The 18,006-nt window shown below is 39.8% G+C and carries 14 protein-coding genes; 3 read left to right on the plus strand and 11 right to left on the minus strand.

Going from position 1 to position 18,006, the window contains the following annotated elements:
* Positions 1 to 72: 72 nt before the first annotated feature.
* Positions 73 to 1,452 carry a H2O-forming NADH oxidase gene (gene nox, locus M1G05_RS04230; protein ID WP_049500112.1) on the minus strand — a complete coding sequence of 460 codons (1,380 nt, stop codon included), beginning with the start codon at positions 1,450 to 1,452 and terminating at the stop codon, positions 73 to 75.
* 309 nt (positions 1,453 to 1,761) lie between these two features.
* Here nox and M1G05_RS04235 point away from each other — a divergent pair, with 309 nt between their 5' ends.
* From M1G05_RS04235 to M1G05_RS04245, 3 genes are read left to right on the plus strand one after another with little or no spacing between them, the layout of a single operon-like run.
* Positions 1,762 to 2,685 carry an FAD:protein FMN transferase gene (locus M1G05_RS04235; RefSeq protein WP_247953170.1) on the plus strand — a complete coding sequence of 308 codons (924 nt, stop codon included), beginning with the start codon at positions 1,762 to 1,764 and terminating at the stop codon, positions 2,683 to 2,685.
* A gap of 59 nt (positions 2,686 to 2,744) precedes the next feature.
* On the plus strand, positions 2,745 to 3,350 hold the full coding sequence (locus tag M1G05_RS04240) for an NADPH-dependent FMN reductase (RefSeq protein WP_247953171.1): 606 nt from the start codon (positions 2,745 to 2,747) through the stop codon (positions 3,348 to 3,350).
* An 18-nt stretch (positions 3,351 to 3,368) separates the two neighbouring features.
* Positions 3,369 to 4,613, plus strand: a complete 1,245-nt coding sequence (locus M1G05_RS04245) for an NAD(P)H-dependent oxidoreductase (RefSeq protein ID WP_049500118.1) — start codon at positions 3,369 to 3,371, stop codon at positions 4,611 to 4,613.
* Between the two features lie 115 nt (positions 4,614 to 4,728).
* Here M1G05_RS04245 and M1G05_RS04250 read toward each other — a convergent pair whose 3' ends face one another.
* The 10 genes from M1G05_RS04250 to M1G05_RS04295 all read right to left on the minus strand — a co-directional run bounded on the left by M1G05_RS04250 (position 4,729) and on the right by M1G05_RS04295 (position 17,907).
* A complete protein-coding gene (locus tag M1G05_RS04250; protein WP_000371291.1) occupies positions 4,729 to 4,986 on the minus strand; it encodes a DUF896 family protein in 258 nt (85 codons plus the stop codon).
* A 41-nt stretch (positions 4,987 to 5,027) separates the two neighbouring features.
* Positions 5,028 to 7,064 (minus strand): glycine--tRNA ligase subunit beta, encoded by a 2,037-nt coding sequence (gene glyS, locus M1G05_RS04255; protein ID WP_247953172.1) that lies wholly within the window; start codon positions 7,062 to 7,064, stop codon positions 5,028 to 5,030.
* 259 nt (positions 7,065 to 7,323) lie between these two features.
* The gene (glyQ, locus tag M1G05_RS04260) at positions 7,324 to 8,241 is read right to left on the minus strand and encodes a glycine--tRNA ligase subunit alpha (protein ID WP_000038736.1); all 918 of its coding nucleotides are present in this window, start codon (positions 8,239 to 8,241) and stop codon (positions 7,324 to 7,326) included.
* 192 nt (positions 8,242 to 8,433) lie between these two features.
* A complete protein-coding gene (locus tag M1G05_RS04265) occupies positions 8,434 to 9,195 on the minus strand; it encodes an elongation factor Tu (protein ID WP_247953173.1) in 762 nt (253 codons plus the stop codon).
* Between the two features lie 272 nt (positions 9,196 to 9,467).
* A complete protein-coding gene (locus tag M1G05_RS04270; protein WP_247953174.1) occupies positions 9,468 to 10,310 on the minus strand; it encodes an aldo/keto reductase in 843 nt (280 codons plus the stop codon).
* 76 nt (positions 10,311 to 10,386) lie between these two features.
* On the minus strand, positions 10,387 to 11,778 hold the full coding sequence (gene pgdA, locus M1G05_RS04275) for a peptidoglycan-N-acetylglucosamine deacetylase PgdA (protein ID WP_247953175.1): 1,392 nt from the start codon (positions 11,776 to 11,778) through the stop codon (positions 10,387 to 10,389).
* Between the two features lie 87 nt (positions 11,779 to 11,865).
* A complete protein-coding gene (gene metK / locus M1G05_RS04280; protein ID WP_000003942.1) occupies positions 11,866 to 13,056 on the minus strand; it encodes a methionine adenosyltransferase in 1,191 nt (396 codons plus the stop codon).
* Positions 13,057 to 13,269: 213 nt separating this feature from the next.
* The gene (locus M1G05_RS04285) at positions 13,270 to 14,613 is read right to left on the minus strand and encodes a DEAD/DEAH box helicase (protein ID WP_049501910.1); all 1,344 of its coding nucleotides are present in this window, start codon (positions 14,611 to 14,613) and stop codon (positions 13,270 to 13,272) included.
* Positions 14,614 to 14,859: 246 nt separating this feature from the next.
* Positions 14,860 to 15,675 carry an endonuclease/exonuclease/phosphatase family protein gene (locus M1G05_RS04290; RefSeq protein WP_247953176.1) on the minus strand — a complete coding sequence of 272 codons (816 nt, stop codon included), beginning with the start codon at positions 15,673 to 15,675 and terminating at the stop codon, positions 14,860 to 14,862.
* A 51-nt stretch (positions 15,676 to 15,726) separates the two neighbouring features.
* Positions 15,727 to 17,907 carry a PTS transporter subunit IIBC gene (locus tag M1G05_RS04295; protein WP_247953177.1) on the minus strand — a complete coding sequence of 727 codons (2,181 nt, stop codon included), beginning with the start codon at positions 17,905 to 17,907 and terminating at the stop codon, positions 15,727 to 15,729.
* Positions 17,908 to 18,006 lie beyond the last annotated feature (99 nt).

Raw genomic sequence — 18,006 nt, forward strand, 5'->3', positions numbered from 1 at the left:
CATAATTGTATGGGTACAGATTAACTAAAAAACTATCTGACCTTAGCTTAAGGCCAGATAGCTCATTCATTTTTATTTTTCAGCTGTAAGTGCAGCCATTGTGATGTAGTTGTATGGTTTGTTGAAGTGTGGCAAGAAGAATAGGTCTGTCAATGCCAATTTATCAATTGTTACATGCTCTTGAATAGCAAGTGAGAACATGTGAATTCCCATACTAATCGCAGGGTCATGTGAAACCATTTGTGCACCAAGAATTTCACGACTATCTTTGTCAAAGACAATCTTGATTGCTACTTCATGGTTATCATGTTTCATGAATTCTGGTTTTTGAAGATCGTTAAAGCCTGTTTCAGTTGCGTTGTAACCAGCAGCTTTAGCTTTTTCAAGAGTCAAACCAGTTGAAACCATGTGAAGACCGTAGATTGAGATACCGTTTGAACCTTGAACACCGATTCCTTCCAATTCATGTCCACAAGCATTGTAAGCACCAACAATACCAGTACGAACTGCGTTTGAAGCAAGTGCGATGTAGCTTGTATCTTTACGAGCGTTGTCATAAACAGTCGCACAGTCTCCAACAGCAAATACACCAGGAAGTGAAGTTTCTTGTTTCTTGTTTACAAGGAAAGCACCGTTACGGAAGAGTTCAATCTTACCATCAGCAAGAGCAGTATTTGGACGGAAACCAACTGCAAGGATAACCATATCCACATCGAAAGTTTCTTTATCAGTAATCAAGCGTTCAACTTTACCGTCACCCTCGATTGCTTTAACAGTTTGACCAAGAGCCAAGCGAATGTTGTGATCTTCCAAGTTCTTCGCCATCATTTGTGTGAAGTCTCTGTCATAGTAACCGTTCAAAACAGTATCAACGATATCAACAAGGACAACTTCTTTTCCAAGACGCTCAAAGGCTTCAGCAAGTTCAACACCGATGTAACCACCACCAACAACGGCGATACGGTCGAGGTGTTGGCTCTTGTCAGCAAGTTTATTGATAACTTCTTCAGCATTTTGGTACAATTTCACGAATTGTACGTTTTCAAGAGTTGCTTTAAATTCGCGGTTTCCTTTAACAATTTCAACACCTTCGATTGGTGGCAAGATTGGTGTAGAACCCGTAGCAAAAATCAATTTCTCGTATGATTCTTTGTGTTCTTTTCCTTCAACTTCAGCTGTAACTACTTTGTTATCATAGTCGATTGAAAGAACTGGTGAATTCATGTAAACCTTAGCACCCTTAGCTTCCAATTTTTCTTTATCAGAATAGAACAAGCCTTCAGCACCGTCAATTTGTTCACCAATCCAAAGGGCCATTCCACATCCTAGGAAAGAGATGTTAGAGTTTTGGTCGAATACAACAATTTCGTTCTCATTACCAAAATTATCCAACATAGTATTAATACATGCTGTACCAGCGTGGTTAGCACCAACTACAACGATTTTACTCATAGAAAAATTCCTACCTTTAATTTAAAATTTACTCTTCTAGTATAACATTTACTGTTAGCGTTTACAAGAGTTTAGCTAATTTTCCCGATTTTTTTGTAAAAAAATGTAAATAATCTGTATTTTATCAGCCTTTCTTACAATTACTCTTTATATTTTCTGAGCATATTTCTTGACAAGTTTACAAATTTTATTTGTGAAAACGCTGACTTTATGGTATGCTAGTATCATGGAAAGAAAATGTAAGGGGTTCATTTTTCATAAATTTACTATGTTTCAACCTTCTTTTCATAAGAGAAAGGAGTTGGTAGCTTGCCTCTAAGTTCACATTCTGAACGCCTAATGGGAACCACTATCACTATTTCATTAGTGGATGAGCGAGCAGATATCTTGCTCCAAAAATCCTTTGATTTACTCAGAGAGCTCGAATACCGCTTCAACGCCAATAGCCAAGAATCTGAGTTGATGGAAATCAATTATCAAGCAGGAATAGCTCCTGTCAAGGTTCATCCAGACCTGTTTGAACTGATTTCACTTGGGTTAGAGCATAGCCTAGCGCCCTCTAGCCATCTCAACATCAGCATTGGTCCCTTGATTCAAACCTGGCGCATTGGTTTTTCAGATGCCAAAGTGGCCCAACCCCAAGAAATTGAATCGGTGCTACCTTTAATCAATCCTCATTATATCGAGTTAGATTCTTCCACTTCCACTGTGTTTTTAAAACAAAAAGGAATGAAGATTGATCTTGGTTGTTTAGCCAAGGGTTATAGTGCGGATAAAGTTGCCCAATTTCTTAGAGAAGAGGGAGTGACGTCTGCCTTGATCAATCTGGGAGGGAATATCCTGACTATTGGAAAAAATCAGGCAAGAGGAAATCAGCCTTGGCAAATCGGGATTCAAGACCCAGCCAATCCGAGGGGAAATCACTTAATGACCATTCCTGTTGTCAATAAATCTGTCGTCACTTCAGGCATTTATGAACGTCACCTGACTGTCGATGAAAAAGATTACCATCATATTTTTGACAGTCAAACAGGATATCCTGTTGAAACGGAACTAGCAAGTCTAACTATCATCTCTGATAAATCTGTTGATGGAGAAATCTGGACAACTCGACTCTTTGGAGAAAGACCTGCTTCTATCCTCTGGCAAGTCGAAAGTTTGGAGGGCATCGAAGCTATCCTCATCGATAAGGAAGGTCACCTAAGCTGTTCTTCAGGAATTCCTACTCTATAGAAATAGATGTTTCAATGGAGTTTTAAAATCGTATTATGTAAAAAGAGAAAGGAAATCTCATGTTAAAACTTATTGCTATTGTTGGAACAAATTCAAAACGTTCTACAAACCGCCAATTGCTTCAATACATGCAAAAACACTTTGCTGAAAAAGCTGAAATTGAACTTGTTGAAATTAAAGACATTCCTGTCTTCAATAAACCAGCTGACAAGCAAGTGCCTGCTGAAATTCTGGAAATTGCTGCTAAAATTGAAGAGGCAGATGGCGTTATTATCGGTACTCCTGAGTATGACCACTCTATCCCAGCTGTTTTGATGAGTGCTCTCGCTTGGTTATCTTACGGTGTTTATCCACTTTTGAATAAGCCAATCATGATTACCGGTGCTTCATACGGGACACTTGGTTCATCTCGTGCCCAATTACAACTTCGTCAAATCTTGAACTCACCAGAAATCAAGGCAAGCGTCCTACCAGACGAATTCTTACTTTCTCATTCTCTCCAAGCCTTCAATAACAATGGAGATTTAGTGGATCTTGATGTTATTCAAAAAATGGATGCCATTTTTGACGACTACCGTATCTTTGTAAAAATTACAGAAAAATTGCGCAATGCGAAAGAATTACTTCGCAAAGATGCCGAAGATTTTGACTGGGAAAATTTGTAAAATAGGAGAGCAGAAAGAATGAAATTTGTTGGACTTGTAGGATCAAATTACGATCAATCATATAACCGTAAACTCTTGGAATTTATCCGTCGTCACTTCAAACTTAAATTTGAATTAGAAGTTCTTGAAATTGATGAAGTTCCAATGTTTAACCAAGACGAAAAATGGGATGAAAGCTTCCAATTGCGTCTCTTGTATAACAGAATTACACGTGCTGATGGTGTCATTATCGCTACTCCTGAGCACAACCACACAATCTCAGCTTCTCTTAAATCTGTTCTTGAATGGCTTTCATACGAAGTTCATCCATTTGAAAACAAACCAGTTATGATTGTGGGAGCTTCTTACTACGACCAAGGTACTTCTCGTGCCCAAGTTCACCTTCGTAAGATTCTTGACGCTCCAGGTGTCAATGCCTATACACTTCCTGGAAACGAATTCCTTCTTGGTAAAGCCAAAGAAGCTTTTGACGCAGAGGGCAATATCACGAATGAAGGAACAGTTAAATTCCTCGAAACTTGCTTGGATAATTTTGTAAAATATGTAGGAGTTGTTTCAAAATTGAAAAAACCAAAACCAATTGAACCAGAAGATTTGGATTGTGGCAGACCAATTGCTACCACAATCACAGAAGTTGATCCCGATGATCCAGAATGGGTTGAAAAAGTTGCTGAAATTACTGGTGCGGTTTCAGGTGATACCTATGTCAAACTAGATCATGGTATCTTAACTGTTAACCAAATCGATATGTTCTTGAAAGCAATGCCATTTGAATTGACATTTGCAGATGATAACAACCAATTCTTATACTACAATAATGTTCACCAAGATCCAAACACCATGTTTGCTAAACGTGTACCATCTCAATCTGGTAACCGTCTCTCAACTGTCCATAACTCACTTCCCGGTGGACGTATGAAAAATGTTGAATGGGTTGTCGGTGTACTGCGTAATGGTGATCAAGAATATGTTCGTACAATCGTTCCTGGATCTCCTGCAGGGGTTATCAATACTCACAACTATCAAGCTATGTACTATCCTGATGGATCATACGCTGGTATCAATGAAATAGTCTTCAACTTCCAACCATGGCTTGATTGGTACCTCAATACAACTGGTCAACGTCTAGTTGGTGGAAATGCTGCAGCTCCTGCTGGCGGACATGGTCACGGTGATGCAGATGCTACATCTGGAGCTTCTGATGCAGGTGAGGCTGGAGGCCACGGTGGTGGTGCAGACGCTACATCTGGCGCAAGTAACTAATAATAGTTTTGGGAACCATATTGGTTCCTTTTTTAGCGAAAAAAGACTAGCAGACAAAAACTGCTAGTCTTTTGATTATTATTTCACCTATCCTTGTTAAAAGAAAGAATACTTATTATGAATTTGGGTCATCGAGACTACGACCATGTAATCCTTTTTCACGTTGGACTTGACGTAGTTTCTCTGGTGTAACATCGTTTCCTTCTTCGTCCACAATTTTGATTCCTTCAATGTGGTGACGAACAGAGCGACGATAGCCTTCGATATACTCCTCACGAAGTTTAGCTTGTTCCACTTTTTCAGCAGAAGTTAAGCCTTCTGTTTTTTTCTTTTTGGCAAGCTCGTTGATACGAGCGATTTTTTTCGGATCCATTTCTTCTCCTTTGTGATAAGATACAGTCCGTTTGACTGAGTTTATTTAGTATTGATTTGGTTAAAACGAGCGAGCTTAGCTGCTTTCTTGGTTAGTTGTGACAAGATTGCCAAACGATTTTGACGGACTGCTTCATTTTCAGCCATAACCATGGTATTCTCAAAGAATGCATCAATGACTGGGCTAAGAGCAAAGAGTTGTTTCAATTGCTGACTTGCAGAACCTGATAAAACGAGTGTTTCTACTGCTTCAGCCAAGGTTTTCTCTTCTTCATTCTCAAAGAGAGCAGGATCAACCGTGTCATTGCCTTCTGCTTTCTCAGCCAAGTTGAAAGCACGTGAGAGGGATTCAACAGATGGTTTAAAGTCTTCTCCCTTGCTTGCTTCTACAAGAGCACTTGCTGCTTCCAACATATCCGCCACAACAAAGTTTGACCCTGCAAGAACGGCTTCCTTAATATCTTTTGGAGTAGAGCCCATCATCTTATCAACACGAGCCTTGATAAATTCCATAACCTCTGTCTTATTTTCATAAGTCAAACTGTCAAATTTCAAAGCATAAAGGCTATCAATCAACTCATCCATAGCAATGTGCCAACCAAAGGCATCCAAGATACGAACCACACCTTGGGTCGCGCGACGAAGGGCATAAGGGTCATTAGAACCTGATGGAATCAAGCCTACTGAGAAGAAACTCAATATCGTATCCAATTTATCTGCAATGGCAAGCACTGCACCGACCTTGCTCTCTGGAAGTTCTCCTTCAGCTGATGTAGGCATGTAGTGTTCACGAATAGCAACTGCCACTGCTGGAGTTTCACCAGCAAGAAGGGCATATTTCTCCCCCATAATTCCTTGGAGCTCGTCAAATTCACCAACCATACCTGTCAACAAGTCAAACTTGTAAATGGCTGCTGCACGGGCTAGATCAATCGTTTCATCCGCTGACAATCCTGCTTTTTCTGCCAAGAGAATAGCAATCTGACCAGTACGAATCATGTGTTCACGAAGGGAACCAATTTTCTCATGGAAAGTCACATTGTTTAATTTTTCAACAAGATCTGAAATGACCAATTTTTGGTCTTCACGCCAGAAGAATTCACCGTCTTCCAAGCGGGCTACCAAGACTTTTTCATTTCCTTTAATGACATTTTCCAAATGCTCTGCATTTCCGTTACGGACAGAAATAAAGTTTGGCAATAGTTTACCATCTTGATCACGAACAACAAAGTAACGTTGGTGTTCTTTCATTGAAGTCACCAAAACTTCTTCTGGAACTTCAAGGTATTTGGCATCAAAACTTCCCATAAAGGCAGTTGGGTATTCAACCAAGTTCAAGACTTCATTAAGCAAATCAGCATCAATTTCAATACGTACACCATGTTTTGCCTCAATTTCCTTGATTTGGTCAACAATCATTTGCTCACGTTCACGTGGATCTGCGATTACAAATTGTGCACGAAGGTCTTCTTCATAGCTCAATGCTGACTGTATCTTAGTTTCTTGTCCCAAGAAACGATGACCACGGCTCACACGACCTCCCTTGATATCAAGGAAATCCAAATCAAACTCTTCTTCATCTAAAAGAACAGTTAAAGTGTGAACAGGGCGGATGTATTCAAAGGTGTTGTTAGCCCAGTGCATGCTGACAGGGAAAGTCAAGGACTTCAAGACATCCACAACACCTGGAACAATGGCTTCAACTGCTTGACCAATTTCTTCCTTAGTGACATAGACATATTCTTCACCCTTAATTTCACGGAATTCGATATCTTCAACAGTCAAGCCTTTTCCACGGACAAATCCTTGAGCTGCTTTGGTGAAGTTCCCATCACTATCCAAGGCAATTTTCTTTGCTGGCCCCTTAAAATCTTCAGTCAAATCAGACTGTTTATCTGCAAGACCAGTCACACGAACAGCTAAACGACGTGGTGTCGAGAAGGTTTGAACAGCTTCAAAAGACAGGCGATTTTCCTTGAGGAAGGCTGACATTTTTTCGCCTAGTTGTTTTTCACTTGGTGTGACAACATAGGCTGGTAATTCTTCAAGACCGAGTTCTACTAATAAGTTTTTTGTCATGTTTTTTCCTTTACATTTTCTTCAATCTTTTTTGATATGCACCTTAGGTACTGGGGACGTCGCTAACTAACTTTGTGAGTCTGTATGGAAATCCAATGCTAAATTGATCAAGATTTCCAACAGTCTCATCAAAGTGGATTTAGCTGACTGATTTTTGAACCCAAGGTTTCAAAAATCCCCACATAACAGTACTGCGGTGCATATTCCTCTAGCAAGTCTTCGACTTGCCTCTAACGATTTTAGAGCACGATATTACTCACTATTCTGCGTCTTCTGCTAAGAGTTTAGCTCGGGTTTCTTCATCCAAAAGTGGGTAGCCTAGGCGTTTACGTTCTGCGACAAAGGTTTTGGCTACAACACGGGCTAGGTTACGAATACGAGCGATATAGCCTGCGCGCTCTGTTACAGATACGGCACCACGCGCATCAAGAAGGTTAAAGGTATGTGAACATTTGAGAACATAGTCATAGGCAGGGTGCACCAATCCTTCTTCCAAGGCGCGTCCAGCTTCTTTTTCAAACTTATCAAAGTTTTCAAGCAACATTTCTTGATCCGAAATTTCAAATGAATATTTTGAGTGTTCGTACTCAGGCTGGATGAAGATTTCTCCGTATTTTACACCATCAGCCCATTCGATATCATAGACAGAATCCACTTCCTGAATATAAGAAGCCAAGCGTTCCAAACCATAAGTAACTTCCGCAGTCACAGGGCCAGTTGCCAATCCACCTACTTGTTGGAAGTAAGTGAACTGAGTGATTTCCATACCATCAAGCCAAACTTCCCAACCAAGACCAGCTGATCCAGTCGATGGATTTTCCCAGTTATCCTCAACGAAGCGAATATCGTGTTCCAAAGGATTAATTCCCAATTTTTCCAAAGACTCAAGGTAAAGTTCCTGGATATTTGATGGAGATGGCTTCATGACCACTTGGAATTGGTGGTGTTGGTATAAACGGTTAGGGTTTTCCCCGTAACGACCGTCAGCAGGACGACGTGATGGCTCTACATACGCTGCATTCCATGGCTCAGGTCCGATAGCACGAAGGAAAGTGTAAGGACTCATTGTTCCCGCACCTTTTTCGTTGTCATAAGCCTGCATAAGCATACAACCTTGGTCATTCCAAAATTGTTGCAAAGTAAGGATGATTTCCTGGAAAGTCAATTTTTTAGACATTGTTTACTCCTTTTTATATAAATTACTTGCGACACGAGTCTGCCTCGTCGATCATACGAGGCAAGACGAGTTAGTACTGCGTCTAGCTCAGGCACTCTAGTGCTGAGCGTGGGGCAATTCGACTGTAAGGAGGTCTCTGCCACTGATGCAGTGAAATGTTAATTTCTTAGACATTGTTTACTCCTTTAGTTTTTATATTTCTTTTTCAATTAATTTCTGCTGAACAAACCAATTTAACAAGGGTAGAGTTTTATCTGTATTTGCCCATAAATGATAAGAATCGAAGACCGCTTGTACACTACCTAGATTTTCTACCAACTTATCTATTGTCAAAAAACTACGCCAGTATTCGTAAAAAATACTTGCATAGTTCTTATCATAAGTCGAAGAACCAAAATCATTCAATGAATGCCAACCATACTTCTTCTGAAAAAGTTCTACAAGAGATTGATTACAAATTTTTTCCGCTTGAAATTCCTCTTCTGTCAAGAAATACTTGTGACTAATATATTCAACCATCCCCTCTTCGAACCATATATAAGAGTCGTAACCATCAAAATCATCTAAAAAATGCTCCGACCAATGAGCTAACTCATGTCCTACAATCTGCAAGAGGAAATTTTCAGATAAAGAATGATAGTGACTTTCTATTGCTTGAGTTTGCTGAGAACACTCGTAGTCCATCAACTGATACAAATACAACTCTTTCCAAACAGCTAAATCAGGCGTCATAACCATTCGTCTATTATTTGTATAGGCTGGAACAGCACTTTCCCTAATAATCTGTGTAGCAGCATTAAAACTTGACCAAATAACGGCTTGCGGTAAATCACAGACTGCAAGTTCATTCTTTAAAAAAGATTGATAATCTTTCAACTTTTCAGTATTTCTTACTACAAAATCACGAAATGTAGCTAGTTGACTATCGTCTTTTACAAGATAAAGGTTTTCCACGTCTCTCCTTTCTTTCACATAATAGACTGAATAAGCGAAAGAACCGCGTCCGACAATCCTAGGTTGATTTAACCTAGGGGCGTCAGAAACGCGGTTCCACCCTAATTTATTACTTCATTGTTTTTGAAAATACTACAGAAAGCGCCAGTTCATTATTTTGCCCTACTTGGCTCCCACTATCCCAAGCTCGCTTGAAGAACGCCATAAGACTTTCTTTCCTGTTGACTATTATATCAAAAATTGGAACAATGTACAATTCTTTTTATGATTTTCTAGAAATCCATATCATCAACTCGTGGAGCACCAGACTGAACAGCAATTGTTTTTAAGGTTTCACGCTCCTCGTGACTCAGCTCAATTCCGAAACAATCAAGATTAGCCTGAATACGAGATGCTGTGACAGATTTTGGAAGTGGTAAAAATCCTTCTACCAAGCTCCATGCCAAGGCTATCTGAGCAACAGACTTTCCGTGATTTTCAGCTATTTCTTGCACTTGCTTGCTATCAAACAGTTCTCCCTGACCAAAAGGTCCCCAAGCTTCCAATAAAATTCCTTTTTCTCGACAGTAATCTACGACTTCCTCTTGATACACACCTGGCGCCAAACGAACTTGATTAACCGCAGGAATAATTTTTGCTGTTTCAAGCAAGGCATCCAAATGATGGGGAAGAAAATTACTAACTCCGATAGCACGGATTTTACCTTCTTGATAGAGGTCTTCCATCGCTCTCCAAACTTCCGCATTTCGGATTTTCCAGTGGTTATTTTCTCTGAGCGGTTTTGGATTTGGCCAATGAATCAAATACAAATCCAAATATTCCAAGCTCAGCTTCTCTAAAGACTCTTCAAAAGCCTGACGAGCTTGCTCATAGGTGTGATTTGTATTCCAGAGTTTACTGGTTACAAAAATTTCCTCACGCGGAACGCCACTATCTTGAATGGCACGACCAACGCTTTCTTCATTTTTATAAATAGCTGCCGTATCTATATGGCGATAGCCTGCCTTTAAAGCCTCTAGTACAGCTTGATAGGCAATCTCTCCATTTTCAGCTTTCCAGGTTCCAAATCCCAGTACTGGAATCGTAACACCATTATTTAAAATATAAGATTTCATTTTTTCCTTTCTAAATTAGAAGAAAATCCAAAGAAGCAAATTTTTAAGGAAAACTCATCTCTTTAGATTTTGTGTATTATTGGTCACGGTCGTAGTAAAGCTGGTGAGCTTTAAGACGAGAATCTAACAAATCTGGTACGGTAACAAAGTCATAACCCTGACCTTTCAAATAGTCAATGACCTTTGGTAAAGCATTCACTGTTTCAGCATGGATATCATGCATGAGAATAATAGAACCATTCTTAACTTCACGCTGAATTTCTGTCAAAATAGATGCTTCATTCTTACTCTTCCAGTCCAGACTATCTACATCCCACATAATAAAGCTCAAATCTAAGCTATTGCGAATGTCGTCTGTAATGGCTCCATAAGGCGGACGCATGAGTTTGGAACTAGAACCCAACACTTTAGTTAGCGCATCCTCAGTATCAGTAATTTGTTTTTTAGCTTCATCAAGGGAAAGTTTTGAAAGCACTGGATGACTCCAACTATGGTTTCCAATAACATGACCATCTGCTTTCATGCGTTTCAAAATCTCTTCATTTCCAGAAACATTCTTACCTAAAACAAAGAAAGTTGCCTTGATACCATACTTAGAAAGAGTATCTAATGCTTGATTTGTCGTCGTAGGATTTGGTCCATCATCAAAAGTCAAGGCCACTACTTTACGATTTTTCTTTTCATAATAAGCCTTATATAGCTCTGCATCCTTATCTAATAAATAAGAGGACTGAATAACTTCAAAGAAACTAGATACTGGCAGGGCAATCTCGTCTAGATTTTCAACTGACTGACTTGGATAAAGGATAATCTGACTATCCTTGTAATCAAAATTCCATGCAGACAAGTCTTGGTCAGAGAAACCTTTAACAACTTGATCAATCTTTTCTTGCTCCAATTTCTTGTCCTGTAAGAAAGAAGTCAGTTCTTTTATCAGTTGCTCTTTAGCCTTACTAGCATCTGAAAATAGTTGATCAAGGGTAAAAGGTTTACCATTTTCTGTCAAATGCACTTTCGCTAGACTAGTTTTTTCAGTCTCTTCAACTTTTGACGAAGTTAAATCATAGACTTGTTTCATCACACTTCGGTTGACAATCCCTTTTAAAGTCGAATCCTGTTTCTCCGTATAATAAAAAACCAGATTTTCCTTGTCTTCCAGATTTTCCTTAATATCCTGTATCATGATTTCTTTTACAGATGAAATCACTTGCTCCCCTTGGAGAGGATAATAGGCAATTACTTCTGCTTGTCCCTTACGAAAATGATCTTTCTGATTTCCCTCACTTAATTGATCATCTTTCTCTTTCTTGAGAGATTCAATCCTTTGTTCAAAACTTTGCTTTGTATATACTTTGTATCCAATCATTGAACCAAGGACGCAAATACTTACTGAAAAGATAGCTACCATGGCTATTAAACCGATTCTCTTTTTATCGTGCTCAACACGTTTTGCTCTACTTTTATCCATAGAGATATCATATCAAATTCAGGCTATAATTTCAATTATTTTAGAGGAAATAGTATATTAAAAAGAGGGGAACTCCCTCTTAAAATCTTATTTTACTGCTTCTTTCAAAGCATCTACCTTGTCCAAACGTTCCCATGGAAGGTCAATATCTGTACGTCCCATGTGTCCATAAGCCGCTGTTTGACGGTAAATTGGACGCTTGAGGTCCAGCATTTGGATAATTCCTGCAGGGCGAAGGTCAAAGATTTGACGGGCTGCTTTTTCAAGCTTGCTTTCGGCTACTGTTCCTGTACCAAAGGTATCGATACGAACAGAGACAGGCTGCGCAACACCGATGGCATAGGCCAATTGCACTTCTGCTTTCTTAGCAAGGCCTGCTGCAACGATATTCTTGGCAATATAACGAGCCGCATAAGAGGCTGAACGGTCCACCTTAGTCGCATCTTTACCAGAGAAGGCACCACCACCGTGACGAGAGTAGCCACCATAAGTATCTACGATGATCTTACGACCAGTCAAACCTGAGTCCCCTTGCGGTCCACCGATTACAAAACGACCAGTAGGATTGATGAAGAATTTGGTTTGCTCATCCAAGTAAGAGGCTGGAATAACCTCTTTGATAACCTTATTAATGACATCATTGTGAATTTGTTCGTTGCTGACTTCTGGATCGTGCTGAGTTGAAATAACAACTGTGTCCACACGTACTGGACGGTCATTTTCATCATACTCAACCGTAACTTGTGATTTAGCATCTGGGCGAAGATAGCTAATTTCCCCAGACTTACGAAGTTCTGCCAGACGACGAACCAATTTATGACTGAGTGAAATTGGTAAAGGCATGAGCTCTTCTGTTTCATCCACTGCAAAGCCAAACATGAGACCTTGGTCTCCAGCACCAATCAAGTCCAGCGGATCTTGATCTGCATTTCCACGAACCTCCAAGGCTTCATTAACACCTTGGGCAATGTCAGGAGATTGTTCCACCAAAGATGGATGTACTCCTACAGTCTCTGCAGAAAATCCATACTCGGTATTGGTATAGCCAATCTCTGCAATGGTATCACGAACCACACGGTTAATATCCACATAGGCATTTGTAGAAATTTCACCAAAAACGTGGACAGATCCAGTGTATACAGCTGTCTCAGCAGCAACGTGCGCCTCTGGATCCTTGGCTAAAATAGCATCCAAAATCGCATCTGAAATTTGGTCTGCAATCTTATCTGGATGCCCCTCAGATACAGATTCAGACGTGAATAATTTACGTTCTGACATAAAAATGTCCCCCCTTAAAAATAGTGTTATAGAGTTACAAAGTACTGATAGGAAATTTCTTAGTGCTGAATACCTACCATCTTATCGGGACTATATAACTTTATCATTATACCATTTTTTAGCGTAATTTGCAGTCTTTAATGTAGTGTTACTGTTTAGATAGTTCGTTCTCATAAATAAAAAAAGTTGGAGCACATTACTCCAACAATTGCCTTAAAATGTTTGGCGTTTTGCTTTACGCTCTGCACGACCACGTGCGCGATTTTCAGCGCGCTTGGTCTTGCGGCGTTTTTCATCAACCGCCCATTGAATTTTCTTCTTATAACCTGGTTTGACTTTTTTCTTTTTCTTTTTAACCAAACCAATCATTTCGATATCAAGTTTATCTTGTTTTTTCTCACGGTTGGCACGACGATCACGGTCATAAGTATCTTGAAATTCCCCGTCTTTGACCATTTTAGGAGTAAACTTGATTCCCAATTTCTCCAACTCACGGATATCCGAGTCATCACTGGGTTGGTAAAGGGTAATAGCTGTACCTGGTAGGCCATTTCTTCCAGTACGACCAACACGGTGAACAAAGAAAGATAAATCTTGCGGAATGGCATCATTGATGACATGGCTGACACCTTCAATGTCAATCCCACGCGCTGCCAAGTCTGTTGCGACAATGTACTCAAAATCCAGATTTTTCACCTGGTTCATGATACGCTTGCGTTCACGAGGGGCAATATCTCCATGAATCTTCGCTACCTTCAAGCCTTGAGCAGTCAGATATGAATGCAATTCATCAGCACGCGTTTTAGTGTTAACAAAAATCATTGCCAAATACGGTTGCATCAACTGAGTTAACTGGTAAATTTGAGCATTCTTGTCACGTCCCTTTGTAGAAATCAACCAATTATCAATGGTATCAGAAATGACCGTTTTGGTCTTGATTTTCTCCATGACAGGATTTGACAAGTATTTTTTCAAGAATGGTTGCAATTTTTGTGGAATAGTCGCTGAGAAGACCATGAATTGCAGGTCTTTTGGAAGACTTCCAGCAATCTTATCAACCGTTTCTAAGAATCCCATATCCAAGGTCATGTCTGCCTCATCGATCACAAAGGTCTTGGCTTTATGAATAGCTAAATCACCAGATTTAACCAAGTCATAGATACGACCTGGCGTACCGATAACAATATGAGGCTGGTTACTTGCCAATTTGTCAATCTGGCGAGCCTTATCAGTACCACCCACATAATTAACCACACGAATTTCTACCTCTGAGTGGGCTACAATCTGACGGGCTGCTTGGTAAATTTGAGTAGCTAATTCACGGCTCGGTGCAGTAATGACTGCTTGAACACTATCGCTGGCTTCATCTAATTGCTGGAAAATCGGCAATAGGAAAGTGTGAGTCTTACCCGAACCTGTTTTTGATTCACCGACTAGGTCACGACCTGCCAAAACAATAGGAATCAACTTGTCTTGAACCTCTGTTGGAGTTGTAAATTTCAACTCCTCCAAGGCTTCTCTAATATAGTTTTTAAATTGAAATTTCGTAAATGACATAATATCCTCGATTCTATCTATCTTATCAATTATACCATATTTTATTCTATTTCAGTAGCTTCACTTATTTAAGCTATTTCCAATAGTTTCTCTAGTCAGAAAAAGGATGGAATTTTATAATCCCAACCTCTTTTCATACTCAATGAAAATCAAAGAGCAAACTAGAAAACTAGCCGCAGGCTGTACTTAAGTACGGCAAGGCGACGTTGACGTGGTTTGAATTTGATTTTCGAAGAGTATCAGTTATTATTTCCAGTTTAAAATAGCACTCAAGCCATAGTGATCACTCACTTGTGGACTCTTGTTACCATCAAATACGACATGTAAATTTTCCACCGCTAACTCCTTGGTAGTAAAAACATAGTCGATTCGAAGGGGTTCAGTGTTCCCCTTCCATCCATCAATTTCTGGTGGAACAGTATAGCTACCACTTTTCTCTTGAGCAACTTCAAATGCGTCTTGTAAGCCTAATGGACTAGCTAAAATAGCTTGATATCCTTCCTGACCTGCTGGATTGTTGAAATCTCCAGCAAGCAAAAGTGGCTTGTTCAATTCTTTCAATACTGCCTCAAATCGTGCCCATTCTTCTTGGAAACCTTTATCCCACCAAGAAAAGTGGACACTGGCAACTGCAAGTTCCTTACCAGCAACTACAGTTTCAGCAAGGGCAACGCGTCGAGTATGATAGTCTGTTGGATCATCCACATCTGAAACCAAAATTTCTCTGGCTTCAATAGGTGTTTTAGACAAGATAGCCACACCTTCATGGTAGCGGTCATAACCGATATGGTTATAGGCCCAAGTCCAATAGTAATTTTTTCCTTGCTCAGATAACTTTTCAACCAAAAGTCTAACATAGTGATCTTGATGAATAGGCTCAGCTGCTGGCAAAGCTTGATAGAAATCATTAACTTCTACCTTAGGCGAAGTAATCTCCTGATTAATTTCTTGGAAACAAATCAAATCATAGTCTTTATCAAGAATATCTTCAATCAAGAGCTGGAATTTTTCCTCAGCTTCTTTTTCCATCCAGCTATGAGTATTGAGTGTTAAAAATTTCATGCTTTTCTCCCAAAACAAGAGGTTGGAAAACAGCTTCCAACCTCAAGTATATTACAATTCTACTTCAGCAACTGCTGTTTTAGCTGCAAGAGAACCTGTTTTTTCTAATTTAACTGATTTAATAGCTTCAGCATTCGTGAAGACAACTACTGTTGAAGTTTCACGACCTGCTGCACGGATAGCATCCAAGTCAGCTGTGACAAGAAGATCACCTGCTGCAACTTTTTGTCCTTCAGCTACATGAACAGTAAATGGTTTTCCTTCAAGACTTACTGTGTCCAAACCAATGTGAACAAGTACTTCAAGACCTGCTTCAGTCACAAGACCAAGAGCATGTTTTGTAGGGAAGATGCTTGATACAGTACCTGAAACTGGAGATACAATGTTTCCATTTGCAGGTTCTACAGCAAATCCATCACCCATCATTTTTTGAGCAAATACTGGATCTTTCACTTGTTCCAAAGCAACAACTTGACCATCTGCTACTGAGTAAACTTCCTCAGTAAGACCTTTGAAGTGTACAGTGTTTTGTTGCGCTTCCGTCATTTGACTTGGAAGAGTTTCAGGAATGATTTCACCTGAATCAAGGATATCTTGGATATCAGATTTCAATACGTCTGCTTTTGGACCGTAGATAGCTTGAACTCCTTGTCCTTTCATGACAAGACCCATAGCTCCTTCTGCTTTCCATTGTTCTGCATCACCGACTTTATCAGCATCTTTTACAGTTACACGAAGACGAGTCATACATGCATCAACATCAACGATGTTTGCACGTCCACCAAGAAGGTTGATAATGTTTACAGCTTGAGAACCTGCTGCAACTTTCACTTCGCTGCTAGCTTCTTCTGAACCTTCAGCAGTTTCGTAGTTTCCGTTACGTCCTGGAGTGGCGTAGTTGAATTTTTGAATCATGAAGTTTGCGATAAAGTACATGATTACGGCAAAGAGAACAGTTACCCAGATAAAGTTAACAATATCCATACCGATACCAGCGCTAATCGCAATAGGTGTACGAGTCAAGAACTCGATTGAACCGAATGAGTGCATACGTAGGTTTACTACGTCAGCCATAGCGAAGGCCGCACCTTGAACAAGTGAGTAAACAAGGTACATAGGTGTTGCTACAAACATGAACATGTATTCGATTGGTTCAGTAACCCCTGTCAAGAATGTTGCAAGAGCTGTTGCAATCATCATACCTTTGTATTTGTGTTTCTTGTCTGCATCAACATTACGGTAGATAGCCACAACCACACCCATCAAGATACCGAATGAACCAATCATTTGTCCAACTTTGAAACGAGCTGGGTGAACAGTATCTAACAAGTGTTGGTATTGAGTAGCATCAGTACCTTTAAGGTTTACAAGGTCTGTTACCCATGCAAGCCAAAGTGGATCTTGACCAAATACTTGGCTACCTTTTGCTGCACCAGTTAAGACCTCATAAGTACCACCAAGAGCTGTGTAGTTCATTGGGATAGTCAACATATGGTGAAGACCAAATGGTAAGAGCAAACGTTCCAATGTACCATACAAGAATGGTGCAAGGATTGGAGCAGTTTCTTGTGAGTTAGCAATCCAGATACCAAAGCTATTGATACCTGTTTGAACTACTGGCCAGAAAGCAGCAAGTACAATTGCAGCAATTATTGAACGAAGAATAACTACAAACGGTACAAAACGTTTTCCGTTAAAGAATGAAAGTGCATCAGGAAGCTTACGGAAGTTATAGTATTTATTGTAAGCAGTTGCTCCAATAAAACCAGAAATAATCCCTACGAACACACCCATGTTAAGTGCTGGAGCTTCCATAACACTAATGAAGTAATCAGCAACTTTGATTGATCCACCAAAGAGAGTTGTTACCATAGCATCTGGATTTTTCAACATATCGCCTGATACGCCAAAGATTGTACCAGTGATACGGTTAATCAAGATGAAGGCAAGACCAGCGGCGAAAGCACCACCAGCACGTTCTTTAGCCCAGCTACCTCCAATGGCTAGGGCGAACAAGATATGAAGGTTAACGATAACCCCCCAACCGATTTGTTCTAGTACACCACCAGTAATAACAAGTGGTGCAAAGGTTGGGTTAATCATCACGATAGACTTACCGATTGAAATCATCAAACCAGCAGCCGGCATAACCGCGATAACCACCATCAAAGCCTTACCGAATTTTTGCCAAAACTCGAAAGACAAGACATTTTTGAATGTATCTTTCATCATTCAAATCTCCTTTATTTTTATTTAGGCAAACGTTTTACGAAAACGTTTGCACTTTCTATAATTCAATTATACCACTTTAATTTTTTTTTGTAAAGGCTT

Origin of the sequence: Streptococcus mitis (genome assembly GCF_023109515.1) — a bacterium.
Lineage (GTDB): Bacteria > Bacillota > Bacilli > Lactobacillales > Streptococcaceae > Streptococcus > Streptococcus mitis_CS.